The organism is Chryseobacterium sp. FP211-J200 (genome assembly GCF_001643375.1).
In the GTDB taxonomy this organism is placed as follows: Bacteria; Bacteroidota; Bacteroidia; order Flavobacteriales; family Weeksellaceae; genus Epilithonimonas; species Epilithonimonas ginsengisoli.
In genome coordinates, this window is the sequence record NZ_LSHB01000056.1 from 214636 (window position 1) to 230229 (window position 15594).

The window sequence follows — 15594 nt, forward strand, 5'->3', positions numbered from 1 at the left end:
TTTATGAATGATAAATTGACTTACCATTTGTTAAGAAATCTCAAATAAGGCTTTAAAATCTTTTCTGAAATTTTAAATCATTAATTTTGCATCGCTTTTGGAAAATCAAAGCAAAAAGAATGAAAGCTTTAAAAACACTTAATCCATATTTCTGGAAACATCGCGTGCTATTATTTTGGGGATTTTTATTCATTATTCTCAGTAATTTCTTTGCGATATACAAGATCCAATATATCGGACAAACCATCAATATCATTGAGAAAAATTACTCAACAATCAAATTATCTGACGAAGCAGGACTTATAGAGAACGTCCAAAACAACTGGGCTTATTTTAGGATCATTTTCATCAATTCAGGAATTTTGATCGTTTGTTCATTGCTCTCCGGATTTTTCACCTTTATGATGCGACAGACCATCATCGTAGCATCTAGAAGAATCGAGTACGAACTGAAAAACAAGATCTACACACACTATCAGGAATTATCTGTCACCGATTATAAAAAAACGACCATTGGCGACTTAATGAACCGATTGAGCGAGGATGTGGTCGCCATCAGAATGTACCTTGGTCCTGGCGTGATGTACGTTGTGAATCTCATTATCCTATTGATCATCACGAGTATTTATATGTTCATGACCGATGTTCAGATGACGCTTTGGACTTTGGTTCCACTGCCGATTCTCTCTTTCGGAATTTATAAAGTGAGTGACATCATCAACAAGAAATCGAAGGTGATGCAAAAGAGTCAATCAGGGATTTCAACTTTTGTACAAGATAGTTTCTCGGGAATCCGCGTTGTAAAGTTCTTTAGTAAAGAAAGGTATATCGAGAAAAACTACGGCATCAAAGTCAAAGATTATCAGGACAAAGCACTTGACCTTGCAAGAACTGAGGCTTACTTCTTCACAATCATTCTTTTCGTTGTCGGACTTTTGAATGTCGCTATTCTCTACATCGGCGGGCAGAAATATATTGCCGGCGAAATGAGTGTAGGAACCATTGCCGACTTTTTCATGTACATCAACATGCTGATCTTCCCTTTCTCGATGCTAGGTTGGGTCACTTCCGTCAATCAAAGAGCAGAAGCGAGTATGCAGCGTGTGAACGAATTTATGAATGTAAAATCTGATATCATCAATACAAATTCAGAAAACTATCCCATAAACGGCGAAATTGAATTCCGAAATGTAAGTTATACTTATCCAAATACAGGAATCAAAGCTGTTGATAACCTTAGCTTCAAAGTTGACGCCGGAAAATCCCTTGCGATCATGGGGAAAACCGGAAGCGGTAAATCTACCATCGCGCAACTGATCTGCAGATTGATCGATCCAGACGAAGGCGAAATTCTCATCGACGGAAAAAATCTGAAAACCCACAATTTGAAACTTTACCGTGACCAATTGGGCTACACACCGCAGGAAAGTTATCTTTTCTCCGATACTATCGAGAACAATATCGGCTTTGCGATTGACAAGCCAAACCGCAGCTTGGTGGTAGAAATGGCGAAAAAAGCAGACGTTCACAAAAACATAGAAGAGTTCAAAGAACAGTACGAAACAATGGTGGGCGAACGGGGCGTAATGCTGTCTGGTGGGCAGAAACAGAGGATTTGCATCGCCAGGGCCATGATAAAACAACCGAATATCTTGATCTTCGATGATTGCCTATCTGCCTTGGATACGGAGACCGAAGAGAATATTCTTCAAAACATCGATAAAGACCTTAAAACAACGACATCCATTATCATAACTCATAGAGAATCAAGCGCAAAGCGAGCTGATGATATCTTATATTTGAACTGATTTTACCGCTAAATCGTTAATGATATTATCAAAATTTTAAGAAATTCGCTCAATTTAAAGGTTTTTTTAACAAAACATTTTGAATTTCGGAGAATTCTGTTATATTTGTTAATACAGATTTCTAAAAAATAAATAACGATGAGTGAATTTAAAGAACGACATGAGAATGAGATTTTCACTAAGGTGTTGAAAGCAGGCAGAAGAACGTATTTCTTTGATGTGCGGGAGACGAAAGCGGGTGATTACTATTTGACCATTACAGAAAGCAAAAAGAATTTTGGGGAAAATGGAGAAGCAACTTTTGAAAAACATAAGATCTACCTTTACAAAGAGGATTTCAAAAGTTTCCAAGAACTATTCAATGAATCTACAGACTTTATCATCCAACAGAAAGGTGAAGATGTGATCTCTGAGAGACATGACAAAGATTTCAAATCAAAATCTTTTACCATAGAATCTGACGACGAGGTTTAGAAAATTAGAAAAGACAAACGCATCTACACAGATGCGTTTTTTTGTTTGTAATATCTCGACAGTTCCCAAACTAGGAAAGATGCTAAGATCAATTGATACCATTCAAAATCCAACTTGAATCTCATATTGGCAGCGTGTCCGATCATGTAGGGGAAAGAAAAATTAGCAAAGAACAGAAGCGAAAACCAAAACAACAGTCTGGACCTCTTGTACAAAAAGACTAGAGATACGATTGTCATTAGATTTAGAATAACGACATAAACCTTGCGTCCCATCAATACTGACAGGCTGTTGTCATAAAAATATTTGGGAGGTACAAACCAAAGACAAAGGAAATTGCTAGCTGCTTTTTTGATAAAGTAATGCGGTTTACCATGAGTAACTCTTTCAACTTCCTTTTTGTAGGTTTCTTCCATCGCAAACTCATTGACTTCATCCCTCATTTGGTAGAGATAATGATCTCTCTCGAAAGGGATCAATTTGAGATCATCCAACAACTGCCCTTTCTCCGTAAATCCATAATATATATTTTGCCAAGTGGGTGATTTGGACAAAACCACCTTATCAAAGACACCATAATTCCTGATGACCCAAGGCGAATATAGAAGCCCAGTAACAAGTAGTAGACAGGAAAAATGTTTTAAAGTAATTTTTTTGAGCACCAAAAGTGCTAAAAGCATCAAACAACATAACGGTACTATAACGACCTGTGTGAGGAATAATAAAGCGGTGACAATACCTAACATTACAATACTTGTATTCTTAATTTCTACCGTAAACCAAATCCTGAAATACAAATAAAACCATAAAAGAAGAATGCTTATAAAAATATTGGAAGCCTCTATGATTCCTGGATAAAGAAAATACGCCGGTGACAAGAGAAATAAAAAACCAGAAATAATACCCATCTTTTCATTTCCGAACATCCTTATGATCTTATACAAAAGTACAGGTGTGAAAAAACTTAATATAGCTTGCGTGATCGCTATAGCTAAAAGTGCATGACTTCCCAAAAGCCATAGAAAAAAACTTATAAAAAAAGGATAGACTGGTAATTTGAAAGCCGTTCCGCCTTGCGCCACAAATTCTGAATATTGGTGATATTCGACGATATTTTTTGCTATCGTAAAATCTTCCAAGGTCAAAAACTCTTTTTGTATCATCGTTACATAAAGAATTTTGAGAACAACAATGAAAATGTTCGCTATCAATAAATTCCTGTATGATAAGAGAGAACTCAGTTTTATGAACATCGCAAAGATTTGAATAGGTAATTTAAAAAAATATTCTTGAATAATAAAAAAGCGCATCCTAAAAAGAATGCGCTTTTAATTTGGGGTGAATGAGGGGTCTCGAACCCCCGACCTCCGGAACCACAATCCGGCGCTCTAACCAACTGAGCTACAATCACCGTTTTTGCGTGTGCAAATATAGTACTTTATCGTTTAATTGCAAATAATTCCTTCAAAATTTTTGAGTGCAACCAATTTTTCTGTGGTAAAACCTTCAGCAAATTCTACTCCAGAAAGCCTTCCCAAGTCTTGAGCCCTGTAAGTCAAACTTTCAAGGAAATCCTTTGTAGCAATAGGTGTAACAGGTTCTTTGGATTCTGGATTATAGAATTGAGTTTTGTAAGCCAGGCAAGCTTCTATTTTTTTATCCAAAAAACCAGTAATATCTATCACAAATTCTGGCACCACATTTTTCCATTGGATATAATGGAAGATATGTTTGGGTCTCCAAACTTCCTGTAACTCGTTATTATCATATGTTTCAATTTTTTTAAGGCCTGCCAGGAAACAAGCATCCGAAACCAATTTTGCTGCTTTTGCATGATCTGGGTGTCGATCATCTATGGCGTTTGCCAACACAATTTCTGGTCTGTATTTTCTGATCTTTTCTACGATCTTCAGTTGGTATTCTTCAGAATTAGTAAGGAAGCCATCTTTTAGTTTTAGATTTTCCCTTGCACTTATGCCTAATATCTTTGCTGCATTTTTAGCTTCTTCGGCTCTAGTCTCTGCAGTTCCTCTGGTCCCTAATTCTCCTTCGGTCAAATCGATCACACTGACCGTTTTTCCTTCGGATATCAATTTAACAATAGTTCCACCACACCCTAATTCTACATCATCCGGATGAGCGCCTATGGCTAGAAAATCACATTTCATATACTGTTTTTTATTGGTCTTACTTATGTAATCACTGTTAAGCGATTTCATTTTTAATTAATGCAAAATTACTAAAAACAAAACTTCCCAATCTTATGAATTGGGAAGTTTGATATGTATCTCGGTGAGATTATTGATTAAGTGCTTTTTGCAATGCAAGTGCATCTGCATACGTTGGATTCAGCGCCAATGATTTTTCAATATTAGCTTTTGCTTTTTCCTTATCACTGTCTTTAGCTATAAATGCGATTGCAAAGTACGCATAAGACATTGTTTCTTTATTCGTTTCCTGATCGGTCGCGGGTTTTGCCAACAAAATATCAATATACTTTTGATAAGCAGCAGATGCCAATTCTTGGCTTCCCGCTTGCTGATAAGCATAACCTTGGCTATAATAAGCCGGCTCCCAAGTAGGAAGAAGCGTGATCATTTTTTGCCAAGTTAAGATAGCACCATTCCAGTTTTTGATATCTTGGTATGCTTGTGCCAATTTGTAGATCGCATCTGTATCTTGAGCGTTTGCTGCAACTTTAGTCTTCAAAGCTTCAATCTCCGGAGATGTACCACCTGCATCAGCTGTAATACCTACCAATCCGCCTTTGATCTTTGCTAACTCTTCGTCCCAGTTCAAAGTTTCGTCTTTTGCATTCTTCGCAATAGCAATCTTTTGTTGAACTGTAGATTCAAGTTGTGCTTTTTTAGCTGCATCTTTCTCATCTTTTGCCAATCCTGCCGCGATAAGACCTTGTAAACCTTCGTCAGAAGCTTGTACTCTGGATTTATCGGCCTGAGACAAGAAAGTACCGATGCTTTGCTGAGCTTCTGCATACTTAGCTTCTCCATATTGGATGTAAGCTCTTAATTTGTATTTGATTGGATCATTTACTTTATCAAAAACAGAATCTAATGTTGTTTTTGCATTAGCATAATCTTCATTGGTAAAATAAAGTTTTGCAATCTCCAACTGAGTATATGGATCCTCATCAGCATACTTCGTGTAGTTGATCAAATTCTGAGTTGCCTCAGCATTTTTCTGATATTTGATATTGAAACCCGCCAAAGCTTTGTAAGCTGGTGCGTAAGTTGGATCTACAGCAATCGCTTTATCGATGTTCGTTTTCGCTTGTTGCCACTGTTGTGCAGCAATCCAAAGTGTACCTTTTCTTGTATAAACTGAAGCCTTATTTTTTGCCACAGCTTCTGCTTTATCATAAGCAGTCATTGCGTTTCCTGGATCCTTCTTGATTCTGTATGCATCACCCAAAGCATAATAGTAGTTCGCAGGAACTCCCGCTTTTTGAGACTTTTCGATTGCTTTGTTCAAGAAACCGATAGCCAGATCAGGTGAACTATTTTTTTCAAACAATGTCAAAGCTTCACCAGCACGGAAAAGTACCTCTGCATCTTTCTCTCTAGAATCTTTTACGATCTGCTGAATCTCTGCGACAGCAGATTTATCTCCTTTACCTAGTTTTATAGAAGCCAAACCTAATTTGTTCAAATAACTTTTGGCATCAGTTGCAAGCCCCTTATTGAAACTCTCCTGAGCCAAATCAAAATTAGGATCGAACTGTGTTAAATATGTGTTACCTAAATAGAAGTAATTGCTTGCTTCTTTAGGATTTTGATTAATAAGGTCTGTGTAATTTTGTTTTGCCTTTGCATATTTTTGACTATCTACAAAGTTAATCCCGTCTTGTACAGATTGTGCAAAACTAAAACTTGTAAAAAAGCCTACCGTAGCTGTAACAACAATTTTTTTTGATAAATTCATTCTATTCTCTTTTTTCATTTTTCTTAACTGATAAATTTTGGTTTTATCGACAATATTTAGACCAAAATAGATAATTATATTTAATTCTTCTGTTAAATAAATATTAAAAATTGGCTTATCTCATTTGAACTTCCCTTTTAAAAATATTGTAAGGTTGTAACCCTTCTTTTTCTACAATAATCTGACCCAATTGCTGGCAAGAAAATCTAATGAAACCATTTCCTAAACCGTAATATGCTTCATTGGTAATGAAATATAAAACCCGGGTAAATGGATAACTCATATCTTTCAATGTATCAGTAGAAACATCATAAGATTTATTATTTTTTATGACCTTCAGAACTTTCAGCTCATTTCTAAGTTTTTCCGCTTCTACTCCGAAAGGTCTGCTGATTGTATTGTAGCTGATAACACCAATTTTATCAGGATAATTTTTAAGCTGTTCCGCAACATTTTCGTTTCCATTAATGATAGAAAACTTTAATTCAGAAGGATTTTTATTAAACTTTTGAGCAATAAAATTTAAGTTACTGGAATTAACGCCGTCAAAAATTAATCTCTTTTTATCAGAATTCAAATCAGCATAAATTTCTTCCATTGAAATAGACTCTAAAGGCGAATCTTTAGGTACAACAAACAGTACAGCATCTGCAGCAAATTTTGCAGGCTTCCAAGGAAGATCTATCTTTTTGTCATAAGCTTCTTTTTCCTTTTTGGAAAGTTCCCTAGACATAACAATTACTCGTGCTTTCTTATCCAACAGATCCAGAAGACCTAAATCTTCTTTCTTAATAACCAGATTAATTTTTGTCTTTGGATTAAGTGCGGTGTATCTTTCAACTAAAGCTTCTGCTACACTTTTAAAAGATTCGTCGGCTTCTATGGTAATTTCGCCTTTGTTAGGATTATCTATGTCCTTATCTTTTGAACACGAATAGATCAAAGCAAAACTTGCGATGATCAGAAAAAATATTTTTTTCATTCTGATTTATCATTTTTGAGTACAATTATTGCTCTCACAAACCTAAAAATACCATACACCAAAAGTAATGCACCTAGAGGATAAGCGATATCGGATTCTGTAATCTGCTTATATCTGTAAACCAAAATAAAAACACCAAATGCGATGTAGAAAAATCCTACAACTAAAGAAAGCCATTTATACATAAAAACAAATTTAATAAAAAAAGAGAAGTTATAAAAACTTCTCTTTTGTATAATACATTACTATTTTATTCCTTATTGGAAATTCATTGTAACTGGGAATCTAAATCTAGATCTTACAGGCTGTCCGTTAACTTTACCAGGAGTCCATTTTGTTCTCAATCCTTTAACGGTTGCTTCCGCTTCCTTGTTAAAGTCAGAATTTGAGCCCGAGGCTTTTACCTGCGTAAGAGACCCGTCCTTTTCAACAACAAATGTCACTTCTGTTTTCAAAGTACCTTCACCTTCCAAACTTCCTGAATCAAAATTATTCTGGAATTTATTTCTGAATGAATTGATACCTCCAGGATATTCTGCTGCCTGATCTACTGATTCGTAAACCTCATTAGTCACTGGCTTCACCTCTGCTGTCACTACTTTACCAGTTCCTGGGGGCGGTGGCGGTGGCGTGTAAGTTGGTGTTTTCACACCCTCTTGATTGTTAAGACCAGTCGTCGTTTCCAACTGTTTTGTAATTGGCGGCGGTGGAGTCTCGATCTTTGGAGCTTTCTTAGGTTCCGGAACTACGTTCTGAATTACCTCCTGTTTCTCTTCCTCTTTTGGTGGAGGTGGTGGAGGTGGTTCTTCTTCCTTAGGTTGTTCTAAAATGGGTTGTTCTTCCAAAATATTAACCAAGTTTGCATCCACTTCTACTTTATCTTTAGCATTCATCTGTTGAATCTTAAGATAGATCAAAGGAGATACAGCAAGAAGGATAAAGAAAGCGGTCCCAATTAAGAATGATTTTGTAAGCACATTGGCATATCTTGTCCTAAGGTCATATGCTCCGTATTCTTTATTTCTATTTTCAAATACAATCTCATCAAGAGAAAGATCGTACTTCAAATTTTCGTCTGCCATTTTAATATTATTAAATATGATACTTGTAGTGGAACTATTCTCCTACTTTCTTTTTGTAAATAGCTTCTTCCCACGGTTTGATATCGGTAACCCCATATCTTTCGTTTTTGGTAATAGCCATTTCATCTAGAATGTCTACAAAGTTTTTATATACTGCATCGTCCGTTGGCTTGATAATTACTGTGAACTTTTCTTTATCAGATGCTCCGGCTTTTGCTCTCTCTATTACTTTCGTAATACCTTCTCTATCAAAATTGGTTTCAACAAGAGTTTGCTCATTAAGACCTGCTTGATCCAACTGATGGTAAAATATCTTGTTATCTTTCCCTATAATGATAGAAATTGAATTATTCAATTTGATTTCTGTTTCAGGCTGTTGTTTAGGATCCTTAGGTTTTGCTGGAAGACCAAGGTCCATCACATTTGGTTTACTAAATGTTGTGGTGAACATAAAGAACATCAACATCAAGAAATTCAAATCAACCATCGGTGTCATATCTACACGTGGATTCTGCTTTTTCGAGCGGACCTTGCCGCCTTTCCCGGAATCCTCTTTTACTTGTACTTCTGCCATTTCTCGAATTAATTTGTTTTAGCTTCTTGTGATGTGATCAACCAGAATTTAAGAAAATCAATATCTCTTAAACCTTCAAATAAACCTTTCACTTTTGGGTATTTTGTAGTTACATCACCTTTGATCGCTAACTTGTAGTTAGGATTAACTGCTAAACTTTGCTGTACCCAATCAATCAATTGTTTATTTGTACTATCCATCGGAACTCCTTCCGTCGCTTTGTAAGCTTTTTGTTTTTCTGCAGGCAGATTCAAAAAACTTTTCAGCTGCCCCATTGGCACTCCTACTGATTCTAATTTTGCAAACGCAACTTTTTCTGGGTTTGTGAAAGTCATATTATACTTTGCTCCCATTTTGTCCAAAAGCTGTAATTTTTCTGTACCGTTATCTACGGGTTGAAAATAAAACACACCGTTTGGATCAACATTTACTGTCATTAGACTTGCATCAGGAAGTATTTTCTCTGATATAGAAGAAGGCGGTTTTATCTGTGCCACATCGGGCTTTTTGAACTGGGTAGTCATAATGAAGAATGTAAGAAGTAAAAATGTCACATCACACATTGCTGTCATATCCAGAGCTACACCATGTCTTTTTGGTTTAATTCTCGCCATTGTTTTGTCTATTTAACTATTTGATGAAATTTAAAATGTAAAATACATTTTATAAGACGCTCAATTTCTTAATGAAATTCAGCAAAAGATTGTTGGATGCTCATAGAGATTTCGTCAATCTTGTAAGTCAAACCATCAATTTTAGATGTGAAATAGTTATAAAGAATAATCGCGATTGCAGAAGTACCAATACCTAAAGCTGTATTCATCAATGCTTCAGAGATACCAATTGATAGTGCAGCAGCATCTGGTGTTCCACCTGCTTCTCCTAACGCCTGGAATGAACGGATCATACCTAGTACAGTTCCCAACAATGCTACCAAAGTGGCAACAGTACCTAGTGTAGAAAGAATGTTCATATTTTTCTCCAACATTGGCATTTCAAGAGTTGTAGCTTCTTCAATCGCTTTGTTAAGACCAGCCATTTTCTGTTCTTTATCAAGAGTTGTGTCGTGAGCCAAAGCTTTGTAAGTCGTAAGACCTTCTTTCACAACGTTTCCGATAGAACCTTGCTGTCTGTCGCACTCTTCAAGAGCCTCGTCAACTTTGTTGTTGTTTAATAAACTTCTGATTTTCAAAACGAAATTATCAACATTTCCGTTTCCTGAAGCTTTGCTTAAAACGATTGCTCTCTCGATAGAGAAAACGATCACGATGATCATAAAAGTAATCAAAACAGGAACAAGAACTCCTCCCATATAGATAACTCCTAATCCGTGTGGATGTAACTCCGTCCCTTTGATATCAGCAAAAGCTACTGAAGCTGTACCGGCAGTACGCGCATCCTCCTGAAAGTTAGATGGGTTACCTAATACAAATAAAAAGATTGCAATACCAATAGCGAATAAAATTGGTATAATTACCGCAGGATTAAGACCTCCCTTTTTTCTAGCAACTACTTGCTCGTCTGTGTTTGAAACATTCATTTCCATATTAAAACTAAATTATAATTGTTAAATTTTATTCTGTAAAATAAAGTCAAATTATTTAAAAATGCAAACTAAATAATGTTACTTTTTGTTTTTTTTGTCAATGCAATCGAGACCGCATTCGTATATTATTAAAATTAAACTTATTTTTTATCAATTTATTATCAATCTTTCCAAACATTATAAAATATAACCAAAAATTGTGAATTATTTTTATGTTTTCCGATTCAATAATTACATTTATAATATATAATAAATTTTTGTTAAATTTTAAAAACGCCCCATTTCATTGCTTACTTATGAGACAATATTAATGATTTTCTTGGGAACAAAGATGAAATTTTTCACCGTTTTGCCTTCCAAGTATCTTTTTGCATTCTGATTCTCCAAAATTATTTTTTCAACTTCGTCCTTTTGTAAATCAGAAGCCAATTTAATTTTGAATTTCATTTTTCCGTTAAAACTTACTGGGTAATCTATCTCATCTTCTACTAGATAAGCTTCATCGAGAATTGGAAACTTCTCGAACTCTATAGACGAATTATTTCCCAGCAAATTCCATACCTCTTCACAGATGTGTGGCGCATAAGGCGAGATTATTATTGCCAATGGCTCCAGAATCGCTCTCTTATTACATTTCAACTTTTGTAACTCATTGACTGCTATCATAAATGACGACACTGAGGTATTGAAAGAAAAATTCTCGATATCAAAAAGCACTTTCTTGATTAATGTATGCAGAATCTTGAATTCCGCTTTTGTAGGCTCTTCATCAGAAACTTCAAACGTATCGCCATCGAAATAAAGATTCCAGAATTTTTTCAGGAAACCATAAACTCCGCTTAGGCCTTGCGTGTTCCAAGGCTTGGATTGTTCTAATGGACCCAGAAACATTTCATACAATCTTAAACCGTCCGCGCCATATTCGTTACAGATATCATCCGGATTAACGACATTGTATTTGGATTTTGACATTTTTTCAACTTCACGGTCTGTAATATATTTTCCATTATCTGTAATTACAATAGCATCAAAAAATTCTTTATTATATAGTTCATTATTTCTAAACATTTCTACATCAAGCTCGTCCGTAGTTCCTTTTAATAAAGAAATATTAATATGAAATCTTTGAGGAGAAAACCCTTTGAATTTTTCTATATCGATACTTGTTTTTTCTTTAATCTGTTTTATAACTTCTTCCTCATACTTTTCACTTATGACAAAAGCTTCTTTCACTTCTTTTCCGTCAGGATTTATATGAAAATCGAGATATTTTGAAGGAATAACTAAATTTAACCTTTTCTTTTCAAGGTTTTTATCTTTTAAGTCATATTGATTAGCATCAAGAAAAATTCTATACCCAAAAGCACTCATTCCCAAAATCATTCCTTGATTAATCAATTTTTGGAAAGGCTCATTTTGTTCAATGTAACCTCTGTCTTTCAAAAACATATTCCAAAAACGGGAATATAGCAAATGTCCTGTTGCGTGCTCGCTTCCACCGATGTACAAATCAACTTGTCCCCAATAATCGGTCAATTCTTTTTTAGCAAAAACTTCGTCATCATTCGGGTCCATATATCTTAGGAAATACCACGAACTTCCTGCCCAACCTGGCATTGTGGATAATTCTAATGGGAAAACGGTTTTATCATCAATCAAATCCGTATCAACCACTTTCTGATTTGCTTCGTCCCACGCAAATGTTTTTGCATTTCCTAATGGCGGGTCGCCGTCTTCTGTTGGTAGATATTTTTCGACTTCAGGAAGTTCCAAAGGCAAAGCGGAATTTGGTAAAGTGTACGGCATTCCATCCTTATAATAGATAGGAACCGGCTCGCCCCAATATCTTTGTCTGGAGAAAATCGCATCACGCTGTCTGTAATTAGTTGTTCCGTGACCAATTCCTCGGTTTTCGATTTCAGCAATTATTTTGGATTTTGCATCCTTATAATTAAGGCCATTCAGGAAATCAGAATTCACACAAACCGAATCCTTAGAATCGTACGCTTCTTCCTGAACATCCACATCAGACTCTACAACCTTGATGATTTCCAGATTAAATTTCTTAGCAAATCTATGGTCACGTTCGTCGTGCGCAGGGACAGCCATTACAGCACCAGTTCCGTAACCCATCAACACATAATCCGAAATATAAACTGGAATATTCTTCCCAGTAAATGGATTGATGGCATAACTTCCCGTGAAAGCACCACTCACGTTTTTCACGTCAGCCATTCTATCACGTTCAGTTTTTTTTGACGTTTCTTCTATATATTGGTCAACCTCAACTTTTTGTTCTGCTGTTGTTAAATATTGAACCAAAGGATTTTCCGGTGCCAAAACCATAAAGGTTGCTCCGAAAATCGTGTCGGGACGGGTTGTAAAAACTTCAATCGTTTCTCCGTTTTCAGTTGAGAATCTTACCTGCGCACCTTGAGATTTTCCAATCCAATATTCCTGAGCATCTTTCAAAGGTTGAGGCCAGTCCAAAGTTTTCAAACCTTGTAACAATCTTTCCGAGTATGCAGAAATCCTCATACTCCACTGCATCATTTTCTTTTGGAAAACAGGATAACCGCCTCGTTCGGATTTTCCATCCTTGATTTCGTCGTTCGCCAAAACGGTTCCCAATGCTGGACACCAGTTCACAGTTGTTTCTGCACGGAAAGCCAGACGATAATTTAATAATATTTCTTCTTTCTTAATTTCAGAATAATTTTTCCATTCATCTGAAGTGAAATTCAATTCCTCATTTTGATTGGCATTCAAACCTTCTGTTCCTTTTTCATCAAAATGTTTGATCAAAGTTTCGATAGATTCAGCCTTGTCTGTATCTGTATTGTACCAAGAGTGAAACAATTGAATGAAAATCCATTGCGTCCATTTATAATAAGAAGCGTCCGAAGTTCTCACTTCCCTGCTCCAGTCAAATGAAAACCCGATTTTTCTTAATTGCTCCTCGTATCTCGTGATATTTTGTTCAGTCGTAATTGCAGGATGCGTTCCGGTTTGTATCGCATACTGCTCAGCAGGAAGTCCAAAACTGTCATAACCAACAGGATGCAAAACGTTGAAACCCTGATGCCTTTTGAATCGCGCATAGATATCCGACGCGATGTATCCAAGCGGATGCCCCACGTGAAGTCCCGCTCCGGATGGGTACGGAAACATATCGAGGACGTAGAATTTCGGTTTATCGGTTGAGTCGGAAGTCTTGTAAGTTTGGTTGTCTTCCCAGTATTTCTGCCACTTTTTTTCTATCTGCTGATGGTCGTAAAACATTCTATAAAGTAAGAATTAGTAATGAATAATTTTTTTAAGATTCACAAAGTTAAGATTTTGAAATAAATAGACAATTTTAAATTTTCGGATTCACTTTTCCACAATAATAATTATTTGGGCAGCTATTTCCGCCTTCCGCTCCCAATCTTTTTTGCAGACGGTTTCAGTTAAGTTGAACCTGATTACACGCAAAAAAGGATTTCCGCTCAAGTCGGGGCGCAGATTCCAGCTTCGAATCAACATTTGTCATTCAAAAAGAAGTGAAGCATATAAAAGATAAAGTCTTTGACTCCGCTCACACTGACAACTTCAAAAACCCGTTAGTATTAGAGATGTCACACTGAGCGGAGTCGAAGTGTTTTCATTACCAAAAGTCTATTATCTGAAAAATCATTATCTTAAAGTCTATATCTTTATCTTTGTAAAAAATCGAAAGTGCCGGAAATCTCAATCATCACACCGAGTTACAATTCTTCAAAATATTTGGATGAAACCATCAATTCTGTCCTCAATCAAACTTTCAAAGATTGGGAATGGCTGATTACTGATGATTGTTCCACAGACAATTCCGTAGAGATTCTGGAAGAACAAAATGACCCAAGAATCAAAGTTTTCAAAGCGAAGAAAAATGGCGGCGCAGGACACGCAAGAAATATTTCTTTGGAAAATGCTACCGGAAGATTTATCACATTTCTGGATGCCGATGATTTTTGGGAATCGAATTTCCTCGAAGAAATGGTCAACTTTATGAAATCTGAAAATGCAGAACTCGCCTACTCCACTTATTCCCGTTGCGACGAAAATCTGAATCCTACAATCGGTGATTTTGAAGCAGACACGATTGTCAATTTCAATAATCTCTTGAGAACCTGCAGATTATCTTTACTTTCGTCAATGTACGATTCCAAAAGAGTTGGAAAATTCTACTTTCCAGAAGGCACAAAACGCGAAGACCACGTGATGTGGCTGGAACTTTTGAAGAAAATTCCACAAGGAAAACCTTTAAAAAAAACCTTATCAAAATACAGAATGTTGCCAAACAGCGTTTCCCGAAACAAATCAAACATTATGAAAGACCAATATCTGGTTTACAAAGATTATATGAAATTTTCCACTTTGAAATCCCTGTATTATACAGCGAATTGGGCGTTTAACGGTTTTATCAAATATTCAAAAATCTTCAATTAATGGAATATTCAAAAGAATTCAAGCAGGCTTTGAGCGAATTTTCGCCGGCCGAAAAAGATAAATTGATTTTCCGATTGCTGAAGAAAGACAAATTGCTTTCCAAGAAACTCTATTTCGAATTGATTGACCTAGAAACCGTTGACGACAAACGAGATGCAATGGAAGAAATCATTCATGAAAAAGTTTCGTTGGCTTCAAAATATATTGCAAATCAAAAATATTTTCTCGTTCTCATCAGAAAAATAAGTGCTGAAATCACTGAACACGTGAAAATCACGACGGATAAATTTGGCGACGTTTCCTTGAATTTATTTTTAATCAATGAAATATTAGAACACAACGAAAAACTTGGAACACAAAGATTCGACAACGTCTACAAACTCTATATTTATCTCATCAACAAAATCTTCAAAGCCCTGACCTTGACCAAAAAACTGGATGAAGATTATTGGATGGAAATCGATGAATTTTTGGAAAACCTCAATGAAAAAATCGATGGCAATATTTATTTCCAGAAACTTTGCATCAATAATGGTTTAGATTTCAACTGGTTGAAAAGTGAAAACATTCCCGACCATTTTGAATTGATTGTGAAAGGAATTAAGAGTGAGGGATTTTTGAGGTAATATTTTAATCACAAAGACACCAAGCTCTTCACAAAGAACACAATTAAGCTTTTGAGGAAATGAAAATAGCAAACCTTGTGTAAAAACTTT

14 protein-coding genes and 1 tRNA gene are annotated in these 15594 nt (G+C 35.8%); 4 read left to right on the forward strand and 11 right to left on the reverse strand.

All coding sequences use genetic code 11. The features are described 5' to 3' along the window. Positions 1-119: 119 nt before the first annotated feature. Both AXA65_RS16555 and AXA65_RS16560 read left to right on the forward strand, forming a co-directional pair. Positions 120-1808, forward strand: a complete 1689-nt coding sequence (locus AXA65_RS16555) for an ABC transporter ATP-binding protein (protein WP_063971169.1) — start codon at positions 120-122, stop codon at positions 1806-1808. Positions 1809-1946: 138 nt separating this feature from the next. Continuing rightward, positions 1947-2282: a DUF3276 family protein gene (locus AXA65_RS16560; RefSeq protein WP_063971170.1), complete on the forward strand. Its 336-nt coding sequence runs from the start codon at positions 1947-1949 to the stop codon at positions 2280-2282. A gap of 23 nt (positions 2283-2305) precedes the next feature. Here AXA65_RS16560 and AXA65_RS16565 read toward each other — a convergent pair whose 3' ends face one another. From AXA65_RS16565 to AXA65_RS16615, 11 genes are all read right to left on the reverse strand, one after another. Next, the gene (locus tag AXA65_RS16565; protein WP_165596616.1) at positions 2306-3535 is read right to left on the reverse strand and encodes a glycosyltransferase family 39 protein; all 1230 of its coding nucleotides are present in this window, start codon (positions 3533-3535) and stop codon (positions 2306-2308) included. A gap of 81 nt (positions 3536-3616) precedes the next feature. Continuing rightward, a tRNA-His gene (locus tag AXA65_RS16570) sits at positions 3617-3693 on the reverse strand. A 34-nt stretch (positions 3694-3727) separates the two neighbouring features. Continuing rightward, positions 3728-4450, reverse strand: coding sequence for a bacillithiol biosynthesis deacetylase BshB1 (gene bshB1 / locus AXA65_RS16575; RefSeq protein WP_063971246.1), 723 nt, complete (start codon positions 4448-4450; stop codon positions 3728-3730). A gap of 130 nt (positions 4451-4580) precedes the next feature. Beyond that, complete coding sequence (locus AXA65_RS16580) at positions 4581-6224, reverse strand: tetratricopeptide repeat protein (protein ID WP_086048250.1); 1644 nt, start codon at positions 6222-6224, stop codon at positions 4581-4583. Positions 6225-6339: 115 nt separating this feature from the next. Further along, positions 6340-7206, reverse strand: a complete 867-nt coding sequence (locus AXA65_RS16585; RefSeq protein ID WP_063971173.1) for a PstS family phosphate ABC transporter substrate-binding protein — start codon at positions 7204-7206, stop codon at positions 6340-6342. Continuing rightward, positions 7203-7391: a hypothetical protein gene (locus AXA65_RS16590; RefSeq protein WP_063971174.1), complete on the reverse strand. Its 189-nt coding sequence runs from the start codon at positions 7389-7391 to the stop codon at positions 7203-7205. The genes AXA65_RS16585 and AXA65_RS16590 overlap by 4 nt, the downstream gene beginning before the upstream one ends. A gap of 72 nt (positions 7392-7463) precedes the next feature. Then, on the reverse strand, positions 7464-8288 hold the full coding sequence (locus tag AXA65_RS16595) for an energy transducer TonB (RefSeq protein WP_063971175.1): 825 nt from the start codon (positions 8286-8288) through the stop codon (positions 7464-7466). 34 nt (positions 8289-8322) lie between these two features. After that, positions 8323-8862 carry an ExbD/TolR family protein gene (locus AXA65_RS16600; RefSeq protein ID WP_034976389.1) on the reverse strand — a complete coding sequence of 180 codons (540 nt, stop codon included), beginning with the start codon at positions 8860-8862 and terminating at the stop codon, positions 8323-8325. An 8-nt stretch (positions 8863-8870) separates the two neighbouring features. Beyond that, a complete protein-coding gene (locus AXA65_RS16605; RefSeq protein ID WP_034976387.1) occupies positions 8871-9476 on the reverse strand; it encodes an ExbD/TolR family protein in 606 nt (201 codons plus the stop codon). A gap of 68 nt (positions 9477-9544) precedes the next feature. After that, positions 9545-10408 carry a MotA/TolQ/ExbB proton channel family protein gene (locus tag AXA65_RS16610; protein ID WP_034976385.1) on the reverse strand — a complete coding sequence of 288 codons (864 nt, stop codon included), beginning with the start codon at positions 10406-10408 and terminating at the stop codon, positions 9545-9547. 294 nt (positions 10409-10702) lie between these two features. After that, positions 10703-13690 carry a leucine--tRNA ligase gene (locus tag AXA65_RS16615; RefSeq protein ID WP_063971176.1) on the reverse strand — a complete coding sequence of 996 codons (2988 nt, stop codon included), beginning with the start codon at positions 13688-13690 and terminating at the stop codon, positions 10703-10705. A gap of 435 nt (positions 13691-14125) precedes the next feature. On the opposite strand from AXA65_RS16615, the gene AXA65_RS16620 reads away from it, so the two are divergent. Both AXA65_RS16620 and AXA65_RS16625 read left to right on the forward strand, forming a co-directional pair. Beyond that, positions 14126-14878: a glycosyltransferase family 2 protein gene (locus AXA65_RS16620; protein WP_063971177.1), complete on the forward strand. Its 753-nt coding sequence runs from the start codon at positions 14126-14128 to the stop codon at positions 14876-14878. Then, positions 14878-15504, forward strand: a complete 627-nt coding sequence (locus AXA65_RS16625; RefSeq protein ID WP_063971178.1) for a hypothetical protein — start codon at positions 14878-14880, stop codon at positions 15502-15504. The genes AXA65_RS16620 and AXA65_RS16625 overlap by 1 nt, the downstream gene beginning before the upstream one ends. Positions 15505-15594: the final 90 nt, after the last annotated feature.

What these genes read in the sequence shown, in the direction of transcription:
- AXA65_RS16555 (WP_063971169.1), top strand. Translation starts at nt 120, where the DNA reads ATGAAAGCTTTAAAAACACTTAATCCATATTTCTGGAAACATCGCGTG.
- AXA65_RS16560 (WP_063971170.1), top strand. Translation starts at nt 1,947, where the DNA reads ATGAGTGAATTTAAAGAACGACATGAGAATGAGATTTTCACTAAGGTG.
- AXA65_RS16565 (WP_165596616.1), bottom strand. Translation starts at nt 3,535, where the DNA reads ATGTTCATAAAACTGAGTTCTCTCTTATCATACAGGAATTTATTGATA.
- bshB1 (WP_063971246.1), bottom strand. Translation starts at nt 4,450, where the DNA reads ATGAAATGTGATTTTCTAGCCATAGGCGCTCATCCGGATGATGTAGAA.
- AXA65_RS16580 (WP_086048250.1), bottom strand. Translation starts at nt 6,224, where the DNA reads ATGAATTTATCAAAAAAAATTGTTGTTACAGCTACGGTAGGCTTTTTT.
- AXA65_RS16585 (WP_063971173.1), bottom strand. Translation starts at nt 7,206, where the DNA reads ATGAAAAAAATATTTTTTCTGATCATCGCAAGTTTTGCTTTGATCTAT.
- AXA65_RS16590 (WP_063971174.1), bottom strand. Translation starts at nt 7,391, where the DNA reads ATGTATAAATGGCTTTCTTTAGTTGTAGGATTTTTCTACATCGCATTT.
- AXA65_RS16595 (WP_063971175.1), bottom strand. Translation starts at nt 8,288, where the DNA reads ATGGCAGACGAAAATTTGAAGTACGATCTTTCTCTTGATGAGATTGTA.
- AXA65_RS16600 (WP_034976389.1), bottom strand. Translation starts at nt 8,862, where the DNA reads ATGGCAGAAGTACAAGTAAAAGAGGATTCCGGGAAAGGCGGCAAGGTC.
- AXA65_RS16605 (WP_034976387.1), bottom strand. Translation starts at nt 9,476, where the DNA reads ATGGCGAGAATTAAACCAAAAAGACATGGTGTAGCTCTGGATATGACA.
- AXA65_RS16610 (WP_034976385.1), bottom strand. Translation starts at nt 10,408, where the DNA reads ATGGAAATGAATGTTTCAAACACAGACGAGCAAGTAGTTGCTAGAAAA.
- AXA65_RS16615 (WP_063971176.1), bottom strand. Translation starts at nt 13,690, where the DNA reads ATGTTTTACGACCATCAGCAGATAGAAAAAAAGTGGCAGAAATACTGG.
- AXA65_RS16625 (WP_063971178.1), top strand. Translation starts at nt 14,878, where the DNA reads ATGGAATATTCAAAAGAATTCAAGCAGGCTTTGAGCGAATTTTCGCCG.